The organism is Zavarzinia aquatilis, from assembly GCF_003173035.1.
Taxonomy (GTDB): domain Bacteria; phylum Pseudomonadota; class Alphaproteobacteria; order Zavarziniales; family Zavarziniaceae; genus Zavarzinia; species Zavarzinia aquatilis.
Window position 1 is genome coordinate 1 of sequence record NZ_QGLE01000007.1, and the last position, 17,430, is coordinate 17,430.

A 17,430-nucleotide genomic window follows, 5' to 3' on the forward strand; every position below is an offset into this window, starting at 1 on the left:
CGACACCCTACAGACGGACAGGGTCATGGGGCGGGCTTCATCGGCTGGAGAGCGCCGGATTGAGGTCCATCCACCGTGCTCAATTTGCTCGGCGCGTGTGCTCAATTTGCACGGCGCGCTACATTCATCGCCAGATCGCGCCTGATGGCCGCGGATTTTTCTGCCGCCACAGAATCCCACGGCAGGATGGCGGAGAGGCGCGAGACGAAAGCCTCCACCAGCTTCGCGTGGCGGGGCGAGGCATGGCGCCCCACAGTGCCCAGCAGCATCTCGTAATAGGTGATGACCGATATGACGATGCGGTGCTGCCGGTCCGCGGCCCGTTGCAACCGCTCGATCACGGAGGCCGGACGCTCGCGCATGAAGCACGAACAGATATTGGTATCGAGCATGTAGACGTCGGGCATTTTCGTCCTGCGCCTCCTCAGCTCTCGCCCTCATCACTTTCATCGAGGGAAAACCGTCCCTCGTCGATAAGGTCGGGCCGCTGGACCAGAAAACCGGCATCGCCGCGCGGCTCGTCCTTCAGGGACAGCCCGTCGGGCCGGACCGGGCGCAGCAGGATCGCATCGCCCTGACGCTCGATGGTCAGCTCGCTCACGCCGTGGACCTCGAATTCCTTGGGCAGGCGGATCGCCTGATTACGGTTGTTGCGGAAAATGGACACGGTGCGCGGCATTTCGAGCCTTCAGGATGGCATGTCCGCTTAGCCTATGCCTGACATATGGCGATTCACGCCTCACCTTGCTCGCAGGGCTCGGACAATCAAAAAACCCCGCCGGTCGCCCGGCGGGGTTTTCTGTTCGGCCCGGGTCCGGCTCAGTCGCCGTAGCCGACGATGCCCTTGATCTCGAGGAAGTCGTGGATGCCCCAGTCGGCGTATTCGCGGCCATTGCCCGACTGCTTGTAACCGCCGAAGGGCGCGTGGGTGTCCCAGTCGGGGTAGTTGATGTTCACCGTGCCCGCCCGCAGTTCGCGCGCGACGGCGCGGGCGTGGTCGAGATCGGTCGAGGCGATATAGGCGGCAAGACCGTAGACCGTGTCATTCGCCTTCTCGATCGCCTCGGCCTCGCTGGCATAGGGCAGGATCGACAGCACCGGGCCGAAGATTTCCTCGCGCGAGATGGTCATCTCGTGCTGCACATTGCCGAACACCGTCGGCTTCACATAGTAGCCGCGGTTGAGACCGTCCGGCCGGCCGAGGCCGCCGGTGACCAGGGTCGCGCCCTCGTCGATGCCGGATTTGATCAGGCGCTGCACCTTGTCGAACTGCAGCTGCGAGACCAGGGGCCCCAGCACCGTGTCTTCCGCCAGCGGATCGCCGACCTTGTGGGTCTCCGCCGCCGCCCTGGCGATCTCCAGCGCCTCGGCGTGGCGCTCGGCCGGCACGAACATGCGGGTCGGCGCGTCGCACGACTGGCCCGAATTGCCGAAACAGCCACCCACGCCCGCCGTCACCGCCGCCTCGAGGTCGGCGTCCGGCAGGATGATGTTGGCCGACTTGCCGCCCAGCTCCTGCGCCACGCGCTTCACCGTGTCCGCCGCCGACTTGGCGACGATGATGCCCGCCCTTGTCGAGCCGGTGAAGGAGACCATGTCGATCCCCGGGTGCGAGGCCATGACCTGGCCGACATCCGGCCCGGTGCCGTTGACGAGGTTGAACACGCCCTTGGGGATGCCCGCCGCGTGCATGATCTCGGCGAAGACGATGCCCGAGATCGGCGCGATCTCCGACGGCTTCAGCACCATGGTGCAGCCCGTGGCGATGGCCGGCGCAACCTTGCACACGATCTGGTTCAGCGGCCAGTTCCACGGCGTGATCAGGCCGACGACGCCGATCGGCTCCATCACGATGCGGGTGGAACCCCGGGGATATTCGAAGGTGAATTCCTCCATCGCCTTGATGGTGGCTTCCATATGGACCTGACCGGCCCAGGCCTGCGCCGCGCGGGCGAAGGACAGCGGCGCGCCCATCTCCTCGGAGACCGCGCGGGCGATATCCTCGTAACGCTCGTTGTAGATCTCGAGGATGCGCTTCAGCATCGCCAGGCGTTCCGCCTTCGGCGTCTTCGCGAAGGCGGGAAAGGCCGCGCGCGCGACGGAAACGGCCCGGTCGACATCGGCGGCGGTGCCGACCGAAATCTTCGTATAGGCCTCCTCCGTCGCCGGATTGATCACGTCGAGCGTCGCCGGCACCAGCGGATCGACAAAGGCCCCGTCAATATAGAATTTCAGATGATTGGACATCAGGTTCCCCTCACGGCGCTGGGCAGGAAGCAAACTCTAGCCCGATTCGGGCACAAGCCAAGCCACGTCCGCCACGATCCACGGGACCGTGGGGAGCGACAAAGCCGTTTGCGTCAAACCGTGCTTTGAGACGGCCTCAAGCGACGTCGCGCGACCGCAAAGGTCAGGCGACGTCGCGCGAACGCTCGGCGGGGGGCAGCCACTTGCCGATCATGCCCGAGAGATTGTCGACCGCGCCGGGCACCAGCGCCCGGGCGAGAAAGCGTTTGCGGTCGACCCAGCCTGGCAACTCCAGCCGCTCGCAAGGCTCGCGCCGGAAACCGAACTTGACGTAATAGTCGAAGTCGCCGACCAGGATGACGATCCTGTGGCCCTTGCGCTGGGCATCGGCGAGACCGTGCCACATCAGGGCGGCGCCGATCCCCTCCCCCCGCCGCCGCGGATCGACCGCGAGCGGGCCGAGCAGGATCGCTTCGGTATGCCCGTTGATCAGGATCGGCCAGAAGCGCAGGGAGCCGACCAGTTCGCTGTGGTCATAGGCGACGAAACACAGCTCGGGCACCGGCGGCACGCCGTCGCGGAACTTGTAGACGGTCTTCGAGAACCGCTCGGGCCCGAAGGCGGTGTCGATCAGGGCTTCGATCGCGGGGCCGTCTTCCGGCCGTTCCAGCATCAGGGTGGTCATTGTACTGCGCTGCCATGACTGGGGCGATGTCATGCCCCGAACATTTGTCACTCTCCGTACCGGGAAACCGGCGCGGTCACCTATCGCCGGCGCGGCGTCAGGGTCAGGTCCTGACCGCGGGCGCGCGGGCGCTGGCCTGCAAGACCGGGCAAGGCCCCGGGCAGGCACGGGCGTCGTCGTCGCAACAGCAGCAGCATCGTCATGGGCCATTTCCTAGCATAGCCGGGGCACAGACCCAAACGCCGATCCGCCCCCTTCGTTCCCCACGGTCAAGCGTTGCGAATGCGCAACTGTAGGACAAGCGTTGCCCCGCGATAAAGCATGGGCTTAGGTTTTGCTTCCGGAACCAAACAACGACAAGAGCGAGTCCGGCAGGGGGCTGAAATGATCGGTATCGAAGATTACGAGGCAAAGGATGCGCTCGGCCTGGCCGAGCTGGTGGCACGAGGAGAAACCACGCCCGACAGACTGCTGGATATCGCGCTGGCCCAGGTCGCGCGGCACAACCCGGCCATCAACGCGGTGATCGCCCTCAACGAGGCGGATGCCCGGCGCCAGATCGACCGGGGCCTGCCGCGCGGCCCCTTCACCGGCGTGCCGATGTTGATCAAGGACATGAACGCCCATGTCATGGGCTGGCCGCTGACCAACGGCAGCCGGCTTTACGAAGGCTATGTCTGCGATCACGACAGCACCCTGATCGAGCGCTATCGCCGGGCGGGCTTCGTGCTGTTCGGCCGCACCACGTCGCCGGAATTCGGCCTGACCTCGACCACCGAGAGCGTGCCTCATGGCATTACCCGCAATCCCTTCGACCTTTCACGCACCTCCGGCGGCTCGTCGGGCGGTGCATCGGCTGCGGTCGCGGCGGGCATCATCCCCCTCGCCCATGCCTCGGACGGCGGCGGCTCGATCCGCATCCCGGCCGCCTGCTGCGGCCTGTTCGGCCTGAAACCCAGCCGGGGCCGCGTCACCATGGCGCCCGACGCGGGCGAAGGCTGGGGCAGCATGTCGACCGTCCACGCCGTCAGCCGCAGCGTGCGCGACTCGGCAGCCCTGCTCGACGTCACCAGCCAGCTCGCGCCGGGCGATCCCTACGCAGCCCCCGCGCCGGCCCGACCGCTGCTCTACGAAATCGGCGCGCCCGTGGGCCGGCTGCGCATTGCCCTGTGCCTTGGCGGCGTGAACCCGACCACCCTCGCCCCACCGGCGCTCGAGGCCATCGACCTCATGCGCCGGGTGCTGGCGGATCTCGGCCACGAGGTGATCGAAGTGGCGGCCCTGCCGATCGACGGCTCGACCCTTGCCTCGGCCCAGCAATCCATCATCGCCGCCAATGTCGCGCGGGCGGTGGACCTCCGCCGCCAGGCGACCGGACGCGACGACGTGCCCGTCGAGCCGGTCACCGGCTTCCTGGCCGAAGGCGGGCGCGGATTGTCCGCGACGGCCTATCTCGACTGCATTGCCGCCATTCATCTCGTCGGGCGCCAGATGGCCGCCTTCCTCGACGACGGTCGCTTCGACCTGCTGCTGACGCCGCTGCTGCCCGACAGTCCGCCCGAGATCGGCGTGCTCTCCCTCAGCCCGGCCGACGTCGGCGCCTATGTGGCGGCGATCAGGCGCTACACCAGTTTCACCGGGTTGCAGAACATGACCGGCCAGCCGGCCATGGCGATACCGGCCGGACTGGATGCCACCGGCCTGCCGCGCGCGGTTCAATTCGCGGCCCGCCTGGGCGATGAGGCCCTGCTCATCCGCCTCGCCGCCCAGATCGAGAAGGCCGCCCCCTGGGGCGACCTTCGTCCGTCATTTAAAGCCTAGCAGCAGTTGCAGGGAGCCGGCCGCGAGGCCGGTGACCGCGCCCAGCACCAGGAGGATCCACTCATCCTCCTGGAAGGCGGGCCGCAGCATGTCCTGGAACTCCTCGGTCGGCAGGGCGCGGATTTTTTCCGCGAGGCGGACCTGCAGCACTTTCGCCCGCTCGCGGTTGAATTTCGCGTCCTCCATCGGATCGAGGGCGAAGTCGGTCGACATCTCGGCGACCTTGCGCTTCATCGCGGCATAGCTTTCGGTGCCGAGGGTGAGCTGCATGGTCGCCCGCGCGACCGGGGATTCGAGAATCGGCATGATCCGGCGCTTCACGATGCCGCGGGTACGGCTGGAGTGCTTGCCAGTGATGATCTCCCGCGTGATCTGGCCGATGGTCAGCAATTCGTTCGCCGAGAGTTCGGCGAATTTCTCGGCGACCTCGTTCTGCCGTTTCAGGAACACGCCCTGCAGCCGGAACGGCCCCAGTTTCACCGGATGCAGCGGGCGGAACACCATGGCGAGCGCAAGCCAGTTGGTAATCCAGCCCAGCGCGGCGGCATAGGCCGGCAGCAGCCAATGGGCCGGCACGAACCAGAACAGCACCATCTGCAGACAGCCGAAGACGAGGCCGATCCAGAAGCTGACGTCGACGATGAACTTGAACTCCTTCGCGCCGACCTCCTGGAACATGCGCACCATCAGGCGCCGGTCGCCGGCCATCTGACGGACCACCATTTCGCGGACGTCGACCAGATTGTCGACGTCGGCCATGATTTCCATCATCAGCTCGATCATGACCTCGGGCAGTTTCTCGCGCACATGGTCGTAGACCCGGTTGCGCATGAGCCGGGGCAGGTTCTGCCACAGGACCTTGTTGTGCTCCTCCATCACCTCGTCGACGATGTCTTCGATCCGGCGCTCGATCGCATTGGCGACATAGGCCGCGATCAGCTCGGGATTCATCTCGTTGAGGAAATCGCCGACCGTGCCGAGCTTGGTCAGGGTCTTGTCGACCACGATCCCCGCCATCTTCTCGGCCTTGCGCGGAATGATGCCCTGCCAGCCAAGGAACAGCGGCCGGTAACCGACGAAGTCGATGGGATAGAAGACCATCTTGATCGCCATCCAGACGTGACCCCAGGTCACGAAGGCGGCGACGACGGGAATGGAAACGATCCCCCAGAAATCGGGATGCGCTTGGAACTCCTGCCAGGCGGCAGCGAGATCGGACATGAACGGCCTCTCCCCGGATTTTTTTCCGAAGCTAGTGCGCGGGCGGAAACCCCACAAGCGGGCGCTGCCCCCAATGCGGGGGCAGTGTCAGCGCTTGCGCCAGAGCGCCAGGAAATCGAGGATCGCCTGACGTCCCGCCGGACTTGCGAGCACGGCGTGCCCCTCGCCTTGTTCGAGCACGACGGAGAGGGCGTTGGGGCGCCCGGCCATGAACTCCCCGCAATCGCCCGACTGGCCGACCGCGACACCTTCGGCGTACCAGGGATCGTCCGAGGCGACGATGCTCAGCACCGGCTCCATCGGCGGCGATGACAGGCCGGCGACGATGGGCGCGCCATGGCAGGTCCAGGCCGCGATGATGCGGCCCCGCAGATTGTCGCCACGATAGAGCGCGGCGGCGACCCCGCCCTCGCTGCCACCAAGGACGAAGAGATCGCTGGAATCGGCCCAGGGCAGCCGCGCGATATTGTGGATGGCGTAGGACAGTTCCGTCAGGCGGAAATCGTAGACGAAGAGATTGAAGCCACCACGCCCGGTGGCGACGTCGCATTGCAAGGGCCGATAGCGCCGCGCCATGGAATCGGGGGCGATGACGAGATAGCCCGCGGCGGCGAGGAACTTCAGGGTGGACAGGTCGCCGAGCCCGGTGCAGCCGTGCAGGTAGATGACGGTGGTCGGCGCCCGTTCCCATTTCGGCGGCTTGGCGATGACATCGGCCATACGGGCGAGGGTCACCTCCTCCCCCGGGCGAGAAGGCGGCAGGGCGACGACGGCCTGATACCAGGTCAGCTCGATATCCGACAGATTGGCGCCGCCATTCGCCTGGCCCGGCATGGCATCGCCCGACCGCCGCGACGAACAGGCGGCGACAAAAAGAACGAGGAACGTGGCGATCAGGACCGCTCCCCACCGGGGCGCAAGGCGCCGTTCGATCATCAAGGCTCCTCCCGCCCCTGCCACAGTCCCCCGCCGGCTACCCACCAGTCGGGCCGAGCCCCGCGGAGATGCAGCGCCGCGGATCGCGCGGCCGTCCGATCCGCGCACAGGCCGAAGCAGGTTGCACCGGAGCCGCTCATCCTCGCAAGCAGAACACCATCCGTCGCGCCGAGGGTCTCGATGATTTCCCCAATAACGGGACAGAGTTCGATGGCGGGCGACTGCAGATCGTTGCGCCGCGCGGCAAGGGCTGCGACCACATCGGCTGCATCGGCGGGAAGCTCGCTCAAGGGCTGCGCCGCTCCGAATCGCCCGGCAAGCGCACGGAACACCGCAGGCGTCGGCAGGCCCTGCCGCGGATTGACGAGGACGATGCCCATGTCCGCGAGGACGGCCTCGCCCCGAACCGGCGTGACGACCTCGCCGATGCCCGTCATGTGCCGGGGCTGGCTGTCGAGACAGACCGGAACATCGGCGCCAAGGCCAAGGGCGATATCCTTCAGGACGGCATTGCCGAGATCGAGTGACCACAGGCGCCGCAGCAGGCGCAAGGCAGCCGCCGCGTCGGCGGAGCCACCGCCCAACCCCGCGGTCACCGGCAGATTCTTGTCGAGGCGAATGGCGGCGCCCAACTCGGCGCGTCCCGCCGCGTCCCGCAGAGCCCGCGCCGCGCGCAGTACGAGGTTGTCGCCGATGTCGCCATCGAGGGCGGCAGCGAACGGCCCACCGATTTCGAGACGAAGGCGGCCTTCCGCCAGCGGCTCGACCGCGACCCTGTCGCCGATATCGGCGAAGACGACCAGCGAATCGAGCAGATGGTAACCGTCGGCGCGCCGGCCGGTGACATGCAGATAGAGATTGACCTTGGCCGGGGCGAGACCGGCGAGCGCGTCAGTCTGCACCGGGGACGAGTTTCTCCGGCGCCAGCCCCTTCTCGAGCTTGCCCTCGATCAGCGGCTTCTGCTCGTCGTCGGGTTTCAGCGCCAGCGCGGTGCGCCATTGAAACTCCGCTTCCAGCTTGCGGCCGACCGCCCAATAGGCATCGCCCAGATGGTCGTTCACCGTGGGATCGCCCGGCTTCAGATGCACCGCTTTTTCCAGCGTCTCGACCGCCTCGGCGAAACGGCCCTGGCGGAAATAAACCCAGCCCAGGCTGTCGACGATGTAACCGTCATCCGGACGGTCGTTCACGGCCTTGACGAGCATGGTCTCGGCCCGCTTCAGGTTGCGTCCCTGTTCGACCCAGGAATAGGCGAGATAGTTGAGCACGCTCGGCTGATCCGGGCGCAGTTCGAGCGCCTGCATCAGATCGACCTCCGCCGCCTGCCATTGGCGCGACCGCTCGAGACAGATCCCGCGCGAGAACCAGATGCTCCAGTAACGGGGATCGGGGCCGCCGATCGTCTCGATCGCCTCGCCATAGACATCGGCGGCGGCGGCGAAATCCTCGCGCTCGCGCAGAATGTCGCCCTTGGCGACCAGGGCCTCGATGATCTGGTTGCCAGAGGCGATACGCTTGTCGAGAAGCGCCAGCGCCTCATCGGCGCCTCCCGCCTGGGACAGCAGCATGGCATAGCGGATTTCCGCCATGGGCCGCAGCTCCGAGCCTTCGGGAATGGCGCGGAACAGCGCCATCGCCGCGTCCTTGTCGCCGATTTCCTCGAAGGTTTCGGCCAGCAGGGCCTGGGCTTCCGGGAAATTGGGCTTCGCCATGGTCGCAAGGCGGAGGTAGACGAGAACGGGTTCGTTCGCGCCGCCCTGGGTCAGCAGACTGGCGATGCCATACATGGCCTCGGCGACGCCCTCGACCGCGGTCGAGACCACGGGCGTCGGCGCGACGCCCGCCTCGGTCCGCTGAAGCGCGGCCGCGATCGAGAGGTTGTTGCTGGCCTTCAGCGCCGCGCGATAGAGCGCCCGCGCCGCGTCCTGATGGCCGTTGCTTTCGAGGAAGGCGCCTTCCGCCAGCAGCGTATGCACCCAGTTACCCGCGGGCGAAGCGCGCAGGGCCTCGAACGCCTTGGCGGCCAGCGCCGGCTGATTGCCGAAGGACGCGAGCAGCGCCGTGTGATAGAGCCTGAACGGCCGCACACCCTGCGCATCGCCCAGCTTCTCCAGCGCCTTCAGGGCGCCGTCGGTATCGCCCGTACCGGCGATGGACCAGGCGATCAGGATCGGCCCGATGATGTCGAGCGCGGGATTGGACGTCAGGCTTTCCAGCCTCTTTCGTGCCTCGACATAGCGGCCGACGCGCATGTCGCCGATGGCGGCGACGAGGGGCGCGACCGTGTCGCTCGGCTCCAGGCGGGCGATGATCTCGGCATGTGTGGCGGCGTCGACATAGTCGCCGACGAGCAGGGCCGACATCATGGCCTGACGGCGCAGCAGCGTATTGCCGGGATCGAGGCGCAGGGCACCGTCGTAGAGCAGTGCCGCGGCGGCCGAATCCTGCATACCGGCCGCGAGACGGGCCGACAGATAGGCGCCGGTCAGACTGTGCACTTCGACCGCGTCAACCGACGCAGGGACGCCGTCCGACGTCGCGGCGCTGGGCATTCCGCAACCGGAAACGAGCAGACCGGCAATGAGGGAAATGGCGAGACCGCGACGCCCGACAGTCCGTCGCCCGAGCTTGGAACCTGTTTTCATGGTGGCCAATTTAACCGCAAGTGCCCCTTTGCAACAGGTCCAAGTCACCGATGTCGCCGCGTATCCCTTGGAGGGACGCGGCGACACCGTAAAGATTACAACTTACAGATTACATATTCGGATAATTGGGACCGCCACCGCCTTCCGGCACCACCCAGTTGATGTTCTGGGTCGGATCCTTGATGTCGCAGGTCTTGCAGTGCACACAGTTCTGCGCGTTGATCTGCAGCCGCGGCTCGCCCTTGTCCTGTCCGACGATCTCGTAGACGCCGGCCGGGCAGTAGCGCTGTTCCGGCGCGTCGTATTCCGCGAGATTGATGCGGATCGGCACCGTCGGGTCCTTCAGCGTCAGATGGATCGGCTGGTCTTCCTCATGGTTGGTGTTCGACAGGAACACCGAGGACAGGCGATCGAAGCTGATCTTGCCGTCGGGCTTCGGGTATTCGATCCTGGGCGCGTTCTTCGCCTTCACCAGCGACGTATTGTCCGGGTGATGGCCGAGGGTCCAGGGCAGCGGCAGGCCAAGATGGCTCATCCACATGTCGAAGCCGCCGTAGATCGTGCCCTTCACCGTGCCCCACTTCAGGGCCGGGCGGACGTTGCGGACCTTGAACAGCTCGTCGTGAACCCACGAGGTCGAGAACTTGTTCGCGTAATCCGACAACTCGTCATGACCCTCACGACCGGCTTCCAGCGCCTCGAAGGCGGCTTCGGCGGCCATCATGCCGGTCTTCATGGCGTTGTGGCTGCCCTTGATGCGGGGCACGTTGACGAAGCCGGCGGAGCAGCCGATCAGCACGCCGCCCGGGAAGGTCAGCTTCGGGATCGACTGGTAACCGCCCTCGTTGATGGCGCGGGCGCCATAGGCGATGCGCTTGCCGCCCTCGAAAAAGCCGCGGATATCCGGGTGGGTCTTGAAACGCTGGAATTCCTCGAACGGCGAGAGATAGGGGTTCCAGTAGTCGAGGGCGACGACATAGCCGACCGCGACCTGATTGTCCTCGAGGTGGTAAAGGAAGGCGCCGCCCGCGGTCTTCTTGTCCAGCGGCCAGCCCTGGGCGTGCATCACGAGGCCTTCGCGGTGCTTCGCCGGGTCGATCTGCCACAATTCCTTGATGCCGATGCCATAGGTCTGCGGCTGCTTGCCCTCGCGCAGGCCATAATGCGCGATGATTTCCTTGGACAGGCTGCCGCGCACGCCTTCGGCGAAGAAGGTGTATTTGGCGTGAAGCTCGACACCCGGGGTATAGGTGTCCTTGTGGTGACCGTCGCGGCCGATGCCCATGTCGCCGGTGGCGACGCCCTTCACCGAGCCATCCTCGTGATAGAGCACTTCGGCGGCGGCGAAGCCCGGATAGATCTCGACGCCGAGTTCCTCGGCCTGGGCGGCGAGCCAGCGGCAGACGTTGCCGAGGCTGACGATATAGTTACCGTGGTTGTGCATGAAGCCGGGCATGATGAAGCCGGGCAGCGAAACCGACTTCTTCTCGGTCAGCACCAGCCACTTGTCCTCGATCACCGGCGTGTTCAGGGGCGCGCCGCGCTCCTTCCAGTCGGGCAGCAGCTCGTTCAGCGCCTTCGGATCAAGCACGGCCCCGGAGAGAATATGGGCGCCGACCTCGGAGCCCTTCTCGATCACGCAGACCGTGTAGTCCTTGCCTTGCTCGGCACAGAGCTGCTTGAACTTGATCGCCGCCGACAGGCCAGCCGGCCCTGCGCCGACAATGACCACATCGAACTCCATCGCCTCGCGTTCCATTAGCCCTCCTCCTAACCCCGCTATGCCCTGAATCTGGTCTGGCCCGGCCTTTCGGCCCCAAGATGTGAAGCGGGAACATAGCGTCAGTGCTATTGTCAATCCATGGATCAAATCACAGAAATCGGGACAATCCTCGAATGGTATCTGTCGGTCGGGGTCGACGAGGCCCTGTCCGATGTCCCGATCGACCGTTTCGAGACCTCGCGGCAGGCCCTCGCCCGCGCGCCCGCGCCCGCGCCGGAGCGTCCCGCTTCCCCTGCGTCCGCGCCGGTTTCCACGGGCGCGCAGGGTTTTGCGTCGCGTCCACCCGCTGCGGCTCGCGCTCCCGCGCCGGCCGAGACCGCGGCGGCGGCCAGCGCCCGCGAACTCGCCGCCGCCTGCGACGATATTGCCGCCCTCGAAGCGGCGATTCGGGCCTTCGAGGGCTGCCCGCTCAAGGCCGGGGCGCTGAACACGGTGATCGCCGACGGCACCTTCGGGGCCGACCTGATGCTGATCGGCGAAGCGCCGGGGGCGGACGAGGATCGCCTGGGCAAGCCTTTCGTCGGCCGCGCCGGCCAGTTGCTGGACAAGATGCTGGCCGCCATCGGGCGCGACCGGGCGCGCGATGCCTATATCGCCAACATCCTGTTCTGGCGCCCACCCGCCAACCGCAAGCCTGATCCGGTCGAGACCGCCGCCTGCCTGCCCTTCGTCGAGCGGCTGATCGAACTGTCGAAACCCAAGGCGATCCTCCTCCTCGGCGCGACGCCGACCTCGGCCCTGCTCGGCCTCGGCGACGGCATCACCAGGACACGCGGGCGCTGGCACGACTGGCGCGGCATTCCCGCGATGCCGACCCTGCACCCGGCCTATCTGCTGCGCCAGCCCCAAGCCAAGCGCGAGGCCTGGCACGACCTGCTGGCGGTGCGCCGCCGTCTGCTGGACTGACGAATCGATCCGGCTTGGCAGAAGTCGCCGGCTGCCTTACCCTCTGCCCGGGGATTTGCACGGGCAAGGCACGTGAATGGGGTTTAAGGCACGGACAGGCCGTGGAATGGCGCGGCGCTGGCGCGGTATCGCGACGGCGACCGCATTGTCATGTCTTGCGCTTCCCGCCTTGGCCACGGCGGCGGAAACCCTGCCCGGCAAGGCCATCGCGGGTGACGGCGTGTTGGCCGAAACCAAGCCCCTGCACAATCTCTCGCGCGAGGATCTTCGCCGGTACCGCGCCGCCTTCGACGCGCAGCAGCGCGGCGATTACGCCGAGGCGGACCGCCAGATCGCCAATCTCGACGATCTGATGCTGGTCGGGCACCTGCTGCGCGAGCGCTATCTGGACACGGCGCGCTACAGCGCCAGCCAGCGGGAGCTGGCCGAATGGCTCGCCGCCTACGACGAGTTGCCGGGTTACGAGGAAGTCGAGGCGCTGGCCGCGGCCGCGACGCCATCCGGCGCGGGCGACGGTTTCGCCGCCTCGCGCGGGACCGTCGGCGCTCTCGACATGATGGCCTCCCCGCTCGACATGATGCCGCTCGAGCCGCGCGGCCGGGACGATGCCTCGCGCACCGGCGTCACGCGCGCCATCGCGCCGCGCATCGCCGCCGCCTTGCGCGCGGACCGGCCGGATCAGGCCGTCCAGCTGCTGGAGGAGCCCAGGGTGGGCGGTCGCCTCGACCCGCTGGAACAGGAAATAGCCCGGGCCGATATCGCCTTTCATTACTATCGGATGGGCGACGACCGTTCGGCCTACGAGCTTGCTTCCGCCGTCGCCGATCGCTCGCGCGCCGAAGTGCCGATGGCGGACTGGACCGCTGGCCTCGCCGCCTGGCGTCTGGGTGAGCCGGAGCGGGCGGGGATTCACTTCGCGGCGCTCGCCGAAGCGGACAATGTCTCGGTCTGGGTTGTTTCGGCCGCCGCCTTCTGGGCAGCGCGCGCCGATCTCGTCGCCGGCCGGCCGGAGCGTGTGCTCGATCACCTCAGCATCGCCGCCGCCTACCCCAACAGTTTCTATGGCCTGATGGCGACGCGCCTGCTCGGACGCGACATCGCCGCGACGCCTGATCTTGGCCAGATCGACGCCCGTTCGCTGAATGCCCTCGCCTTCGATCCTTCGGTCCAGCGCGCCGCCGCCCTCGCCGCCATCGGCGAGAGCGATCTCGCCAGCGCCGAATTGGGCCAGATGCGCGCCCGCCTGTCGCCGACCGAGACCTCGGGCATCGACGCCCTCGCCGTCCGCCTCGGCCTCGTCGATCCGGCCAGTCATGGCAGTGGCCGCTATCCGGTGCCCGCCTGGCGGCCCAGCGAGGGGTTGCGCGTCGACCGCGCCCTGCTCTTCGCCTTCGCCAAGCAGGAATCCGGTTTCAATGTCCACGCGCGCAGTCCGGTGGGCGCCATCGGCCTGATGCAGCTGATGCCGGCGACCGCCCGCATCGTCGCCGACCGCCGCGGCCTCGACCTTGGCCGCAAGATGCAGAATCTGACCGACCCGGGGATCAACCTCAGCCTCGGTCAGGCCTATATCGAAATGCTGATGGGCAGCGCGGATATCGGCAACAATCTGTTCCTCGTCGCCGCCTCCTACAACGCCGGGCCCGGCGCCGCGATCAAATGGCTGGACGAGGTGAAATACAACGGCGACCCCCTGCTCTTCATCGAGAGCATTCCGGCCGCCGAAACCCGCCTGTTCATCGAGCGCATCCTGGCCAATTTCTGGATTTATCAGGCCCGCCTCGGCCAGACCCTGGAAACCCTCGATGCCGCGGCCTCGGGCGGCTGGCCGATCTATGTCCCGCAGGATCGGGATGCCATTCGCATCGGCACGAAACGCAATGCCGGTTGACCCCTCGCGCGTCTTCAGGCCGGTGCGCATCGCCGTCCTGACCATTTCCGATACAAGGACGCCGGCCGAAGATCGCTCGGGCGATACGCTGGTCGAACGGCTGACCGCCGACGGCCATATCCTCGCCGCCCGCGACCTCGTCACCGACGATGCCCCGGCCATCGAAGCGCGGCTGCGCGCCTTCATCGCCGACCCGACAGTCGAGGTGGTGATCTCCACCGGCGGCACCGGCATCACGAGACGCGATGTGACGCCGGAAGCCTTCCGCGCCGTGTTCGAGAAGGAAATCGAGGGCTTCGGCGAATTGTTCCGCTGGCTGTCCTACGCCAAGATCGGCACCTCGACCATCCAGTCGCGGGCCGTTGGCGGCATTGCCGGCCGCACCTTGCTGTTCGCCGTGCCCGGCTCCCCCTCTGCCTGCCGGGATGCCTGGGACGACATCCTGAAAACCCAGCTCGACAGCCGCTTCCGGCCCTGCAATTTCGTCGAGCTGATGGACCGCTTCTGAGGAATTTTCCCCCCTCAAGCCCCGCCGGGCGCCAGCAATTCGTAAGACCGCAGGCGCGCCGCGAAGTCGTAGGTGATGGTTACCACCATCACTTCCTCCGCGCCCACACTGGCGGCGAGGCGGGCGATCCGCGCCTTGACCGTGGCGGCATCGCCCGAAATGCCGCGGGCGCCGACGAGGTCCAGCCGCTGGCGGGCGGCGGGCGGCAGATTGTCGAGGTCGATGCTTGCCGGATCCGGGAACGGCACATTGCGCCCGGCCAGCAGGTTCAGCACCCAGACGTCCCGTGTCCGCACCAGGAAGCGTGCCTCCTCCTCGGTATCGGCGGCGAGAGCGAAAAGCGCCAGCATCACCCGGGGCTTGTCGAACAGGCCGGGCCGGAAGCTGCGGCGATAGGTTTCGATCGCCTGTTCCAGATTGTCCGGGTTGATGAAATGGGCATAGCCGAAACCGGCCCCGATCGCCCCGGCATAGGCTGCCGAATCGCCGCCCGAGCCGAGCAGCCACAGGTCCGGCATCGACGGCCCCTGCGGCTGGGCATGGACCCGGGCAAAGGGATGCTGCGCATCCATCCGTCCCGTCAGGAAGGCACAGAGGTCCATCAGCTGTTCGGGAAAGACCTCGGGGCCATAGCCCTGCGGCCCGGGCCGCAGCGCGGCGGTGGTCAGCTGATCGCCGCCCGGCGCCCGGCCGAGGCCGAGGTCGATCCGGCCGGGGTAGAGAGTCTCCAGCATCCGGAAACTCTCGGCGACCTTGAGCGGCGCGTAATGCGACAGCATCACCCCGCCACTGCCGACCCTGATCTGCCCGGTGACGGCGGCGAGATGAGCGATCAGCACTTCCGGCACCGAACCCGCGAAAGCGGCCGAGGAATGATGCTCGGCGCACCAGAAGCGGTGATAGCCAAGGGCTTCGGCATGGCGCGCGAGGGCTATGGTCTCCGCCACCGCCTGCGCGGCGGTGCCGCCCACCCGGATCGGCGACTGGTCGAGAACCGACAGGCTGAACGCCATGGCCTCAGGCCGTCTTCGGCATCAGCGCATCGTCGAGCGCGGTCGCCCGGACATAGGCCGGGCGGGCGGCCAGACGCTGCCAATAAGCGGTGAAGGCCGGCCGCGCCTCGGTCATGCCGAACTGCAGGCCGAATCCGATCTGCGAGCCGAGATAGACATCGGCGGCGCTGAACGTCTCGCCCAGGATATAGGGGCCTTGCGAGACCGCGGCCTCGACCGTGTTCATCACGTCGGCGAAACAGCCATAGCCGACCATGGCGCGCTTGTCGGCCGGCACCTCGATCCCCATCGCCCGGTCGCCGAAGGAGGCTTCATAAGGGCCGGCGGCATAGAACAGCCAGCGGAAATAAGCGCCGCGCAAGGGGTCGCCGATGGCCGGCGCCAGGCCCGCCTCGGCATAGACATCGGCAAGATAGGCGCAGATCGCCGCGGTTTCCGTCACCACCACGCCCTTGTGGACGATGGCCGGCACCTTGCCCATGGGATTGATCTTCAGATAGTCCGGCGCCTTCATGGTGGTGCCATAGTCGAGCACACGGGTCTCGTAGCTCGCCCCCGCCTCCTCCAGCATCCAGCGCACGATGCGGCCGCGCGACATCGGGTTGGTGTAGAGGATCAGATCGCCGGTCATGTTCGCTCCCCTTATTGTTGCGACGGGGAGTGTGTCACGGCGCCGTTCGGTGGCACCATGCGAAAAACGACAGGCAGACCCAAACGGGAGGGACCATGCCCAGGCTCGAATTCTTCTTCGATATCTCCAGCCCCTGGACCTATCTCGCCTTCACCCGCATCGAGGCGGTGGCGGCCGAAGGCGGCGCCGACCTCGTGTTCCGGCCGATTCTGGTCGGCGGCGTGTTCAATGCCGTCAACGACAGCGTCTATGCCTGGCGGGAAAAGCCGAACCCGGTGAAGATGCGCTATTACCTGAAGGACATGGCCGACTGGGCGCGCGAGGCCGGCATCGAGATCGGCCAACCGCCGGTCTTCCCGGTCAACAGCGTCAAGGCGATGCGCGGCTGCTTCGTCGCCGAGGAGGCGGGCGTCCTCGTGCCCTATGCCCGCGCCCTGTTCGAGGCCTATTGGGGCCGGCTCGAGGATATCTCGCAGGACGAGGTCATCGTCCCCGTGCTGGACGAGGTCGGGTTGGAGCGCCGGGCCTTCTTCGACAAGATCAACAGCCCCGATTACAAGGCGCGCCTGCGGGACAACACCGAGGAGTTGATCGCCCGGGGCGGCTTCGGCTCCCCCACCATGTTCGTCGACGGCGCGGACATGTATTTCGGCAACGACCGCCTGCCCCTCGTCCTTTCAGCCCTGAAGCGGGCGGCGTGAGTCTCCCCGCTCACCCCTTTGGCCAGGGTCGGGGTGAGGTGGGTCGGGAGGATGCCCGGGCGATTCAGGTCACCGTTTCCCTCCTTGCCCAACAAACAAAAAGCCCCGCCGTCGCCGGCGGGGCTTCGATACGCGATCCCGGAAGGATCAGTCGTCGTTGTCGGCTTCCTCGTCGAACTCGCCGTCTTCGTATTCGAGTTCGGCGATGAGGAGGACGGCGGAGTCGCCCTGGTCGTCCTCGATCACGTCGATGGCGCCGATTTCATAGACGTCGACTTCGTCTTCGTCGAACGGCATGGCGAGGCGCAGTTCAGTGTCGCCGTCGATCTTCGACAGCTCGGCAATAAGCTCGGAAACCTTCATGGTCCTGATCCCCTTTGGCACGACCGGTAGAATCTTGCGCCGACCATAGCCGAGCCGCGTTGCAAGTCGAGGACTATT

Annotated in this window: 17 protein-coding genes; 5 read left to right on the forward strand and 12 right to left on the reverse strand. The window is 66.8% G+C overall.

All coding sequences use genetic code 11. The features are described from left to right. Positions 1 to 101 precede the first annotated feature (101 nt). From DKG74_RS12605 to DKG74_RS12620, 4 genes are all read right to left on the reverse strand, one after another. Entirely contained in the window at positions 102 to 407 is a 306-nt protein-coding gene (locus DKG74_RS12605; protein WP_109906323.1) for a type II toxin-antitoxin system VapC family toxin, read from the reverse strand. A gap of 17 nt (positions 408 to 424) precedes the next feature. After that, positions 425 to 679 carry a type II toxin-antitoxin system VapB family antitoxin gene (gene vapB / locus DKG74_RS12610; protein WP_109906325.1) on the reverse strand — a complete coding sequence of 85 codons (255 nt, stop codon included), beginning with the start codon at positions 677 to 679 and terminating at the stop codon, positions 425 to 427. A 140-nt stretch (positions 680 to 819) separates the two neighbouring features. Then, positions 820 to 2,247, reverse strand: a complete 1,428-nt coding sequence (locus tag DKG74_RS12615; protein WP_109906327.1) for an aldehyde dehydrogenase family protein — start codon at positions 2,245 to 2,247, stop codon at positions 820 to 822. Between the two features lie 163 nt (positions 2,248 to 2,410). Beyond that, positions 2,411 to 2,932 (reverse strand): GNAT family N-acetyltransferase, encoded by a 522-nt coding sequence (locus tag DKG74_RS12620; protein WP_109906329.1) that lies wholly within the window; start codon positions 2,930 to 2,932, stop codon positions 2,411 to 2,413. 384 nt (positions 2,933 to 3,316) lie between these two features. Here DKG74_RS12620 and DKG74_RS12625 point away from each other — a divergent pair, with 384 nt between their 5' ends. Further along, entirely contained in the window at positions 3,317 to 4,753 is a 1,437-nt protein-coding gene (locus tag DKG74_RS12625) for an amidase (RefSeq protein WP_165837663.1), read from the forward strand. On the opposite strand, the gene DKG74_RS12630 is transcribed toward DKG74_RS12625, so the two are convergent. The 5 genes from DKG74_RS12630 to DKG74_RS12650 form a co-directional block, all read right to left on the reverse strand. After that, entirely contained in the window at positions 4,739 to 5,974 is a 1,236-nt protein-coding gene (locus DKG74_RS12630) for a DUF445 domain-containing protein (RefSeq protein WP_109906333.1), read from the reverse strand. The two genes, DKG74_RS12625 and DKG74_RS12630, sit on opposite strands and share 15 nt — an antisense overlap. 87 nt (positions 5,975 to 6,061) lie before the next feature. Continuing rightward, complete coding sequence (locus tag DKG74_RS12635; RefSeq protein ID WP_109906335.1) at positions 6,062 to 6,910, reverse strand: dienelactone hydrolase family protein; 849 nt, start codon at positions 6,908 to 6,910, stop codon at positions 6,062 to 6,064. Continuing rightward, positions 6,910 to 7,812: a 4-(cytidine 5'-diphospho)-2-C-methyl-D-erythritol kinase gene (locus DKG74_RS12640; RefSeq protein WP_109906337.1), complete on the reverse strand. Its 903-nt coding sequence runs from the start codon at positions 7,810 to 7,812 to the stop codon at positions 6,910 to 6,912. The genes DKG74_RS12635 and DKG74_RS12640 overlap by 1 nt, the downstream gene beginning before the upstream one ends. Further along, positions 7,802 to 9,463, reverse strand: coding sequence for a tetratricopeptide repeat protein (locus DKG74_RS12645; RefSeq protein WP_109906348.1), 1,662 nt, complete (start codon positions 9,461 to 9,463; stop codon positions 7,802 to 7,804). Before DKG74_RS12645 ends, DKG74_RS12640 begins: the two co-directional genes overlap by 11 nt. A gap of 202 nt (positions 9,464 to 9,665) precedes the next feature. Further along, positions 9,666 to 11,315, reverse strand: coding sequence for an electron transfer flavoprotein-ubiquinone oxidoreductase (locus tag DKG74_RS12650; protein WP_109906350.1), 1,650 nt, complete (start codon positions 11,313 to 11,315; stop codon positions 9,666 to 9,668). Positions 11,316 to 11,417: 102 nt separating this feature from the next. Between DKG74_RS12650 and DKG74_RS12655 the strand changes: the two genes are divergently transcribed. The 3 genes from DKG74_RS12655 to moaB all read left to right on the forward strand — a co-directional run bounded on the left by DKG74_RS12655 (position 11,418) and on the right by moaB (position 14,644). After that, the gene (locus DKG74_RS12655) at positions 11,418 to 12,245 is read left to right on the forward strand and encodes a uracil-DNA glycosylase (RefSeq protein ID WP_109906352.1); all 828 of its coding nucleotides are present in this window, start codon (positions 11,418 to 11,420) and stop codon (positions 12,243 to 12,245) included. A gap of 106 nt (positions 12,246 to 12,351) precedes the next feature. After that, positions 12,352 to 14,136, forward strand: a complete 1,785-nt coding sequence (locus DKG74_RS22430) for a lytic transglycosylase domain-containing protein (protein ID WP_165837664.1) — start codon at positions 12,352 to 12,354, stop codon at positions 14,134 to 14,136. Further along, positions 14,126 to 14,644, forward strand: a complete 519-nt coding sequence (gene moaB / locus DKG74_RS12665; protein ID WP_109906356.1) for a molybdenum cofactor biosynthesis protein B — start codon at positions 14,126 to 14,128, stop codon at positions 14,642 to 14,644. The genes DKG74_RS22430 and moaB overlap by 11 nt, the downstream gene beginning before the upstream one ends. A gap of 14 nt (positions 14,645 to 14,658) precedes the next feature. Here moaB and DKG74_RS12670 read toward each other — a convergent pair whose 3' ends face one another. Beyond that, complete coding sequence (locus tag DKG74_RS12670; protein ID WP_109906358.1) at positions 14,659 to 15,657, reverse strand: LLM class flavin-dependent oxidoreductase; 999 nt, start codon at positions 15,655 to 15,657, stop codon at positions 14,659 to 14,661. Positions 15,658 to 15,661: 4 nt separating this feature from the next. Continuing rightward, a complete protein-coding gene (locus DKG74_RS12675) occupies positions 15,662 to 16,288 on the reverse strand; it encodes a glutathione S-transferase family protein (RefSeq protein ID WP_109906360.1) in 627 nt (208 codons plus the stop codon). Positions 16,289 to 16,383: 95 nt separating this feature from the next. Between DKG74_RS12675 and DKG74_RS12680 the strand changes: the two genes are divergently transcribed. Next, positions 16,384 to 16,989 carry a 2-hydroxychromene-2-carboxylate isomerase gene (locus tag DKG74_RS12680; protein WP_109906362.1) on the forward strand — a complete coding sequence of 202 codons (606 nt, stop codon included), beginning with the start codon at positions 16,384 to 16,386 and terminating at the stop codon, positions 16,987 to 16,989. A 147-nt stretch (positions 16,990 to 17,136) separates the two neighbouring features. Here DKG74_RS12680 and DKG74_RS12685 read toward each other — a convergent pair whose 3' ends face one another. Continuing rightward, positions 17,137 to 17,352 carry a hypothetical protein gene (locus tag DKG74_RS12685; RefSeq protein WP_109906364.1) on the reverse strand — a complete coding sequence of 72 codons (216 nt, stop codon included), beginning with the start codon at positions 17,350 to 17,352 and terminating at the stop codon, positions 17,137 to 17,139. Positions 17,353 to 17,430: the final 78 nt, after the last annotated feature.

What these genes read in the sequence shown, in the direction of transcription:
- vapB (WP_109906325.1), bottom strand. Translation starts at nt 679, where the DNA reads ATGCCGCGCACCGTGTCCATTTTCCGCAACAACCGTAATCAGGCGATC.
- moaB (WP_109906356.1), top strand. Translation starts at nt 14,126, where the DNA reads ATGCCGGTTGACCCCTCGCGCGTCTTCAGGCCGGTGCGCATCGCCGTC.
- DKG74_RS12635 (WP_109906335.1), bottom strand. Translation starts at nt 6,910, where the DNA reads ATGATCGAACGGCGCCTTGCGCCCCGGTGGGGAGCGGTCCTGATCGCC.
- DKG74_RS12655 (WP_109906352.1), top strand. Translation starts at nt 11,418, where the DNA reads ATGGATCAAATCACAGAAATCGGGACAATCCTCGAATGGTATCTGTCG.
- DKG74_RS12670 (WP_109906358.1), bottom strand. Translation starts at nt 15,657, where the DNA reads ATGGCGTTCAGCCTGTCGGTTCTCGACCAGTCGCCGATCCGGGTGGGC.
- DKG74_RS12675 (WP_109906360.1), bottom strand. Translation starts at nt 16,288, where the DNA reads ATGACCGGCGATCTGATCCTCTACACCAACCCGATGTCGCGCGGCCGC.
- DKG74_RS12615 (WP_109906327.1), bottom strand. Translation starts at nt 2,247, where the DNA reads ATGTCCAATCATCTGAAATTCTATATTGACGGGGCCTTTGTCGATCCG.
- DKG74_RS12645 (WP_109906348.1), bottom strand. Translation starts at nt 9,463, where the DNA reads ATGCCCAGCGCCGCGACGTCGGACGGCGTCCCTGCGTCGGTTGACGCG.
- DKG74_RS12630 (WP_109906333.1), bottom strand. Translation starts at nt 5,974, where the DNA reads ATGTCCGATCTCGCTGCCGCCTGGCAGGAGTTCCAAGCGCATCCCGAT.
- DKG74_RS12605 (WP_109906323.1), bottom strand. Translation starts at nt 407, where the DNA reads ATGCCCGACGTCTACATGCTCGATACCAATATCTGTTCGTGCTTCATG.
- DKG74_RS12680 (WP_109906362.1), top strand. Translation starts at nt 16,384, where the DNA reads ATGCCCAGGCTCGAATTCTTCTTCGATATCTCCAGCCCCTGGACCTAT.
- DKG74_RS12685 (WP_109906364.1), bottom strand. Translation starts at nt 17,352, where the DNA reads ATGAAGGTTTCCGAGCTTATTGCCGAGCTGTCGAAGATCGACGGCGAC.
- DKG74_RS12650 (WP_109906350.1), bottom strand. Translation starts at nt 11,315, where the DNA reads ATGGAACGCGAGGCGATGGAGTTCGATGTGGTCATTGTCGGCGCAGGG.
- DKG74_RS12620 (WP_109906329.1), bottom strand. Translation starts at nt 2,932, where the DNA reads ATGACCACCCTGATGCTGGAACGGCCGGAAGACGGCCCCGCGATCGAA.
- DKG74_RS12625 (WP_165837663.1), top strand. Translation starts at nt 3,317, where the DNA reads ATGATCGGTATCGAAGATTACGAGGCAAAGGATGCGCTCGGCCTGGCC.
- DKG74_RS22430 (WP_165837664.1), top strand. Translation starts at nt 12,352, where the DNA reads ATGGCGCGGCGCTGGCGCGGTATCGCGACGGCGACCGCATTGTCATGT.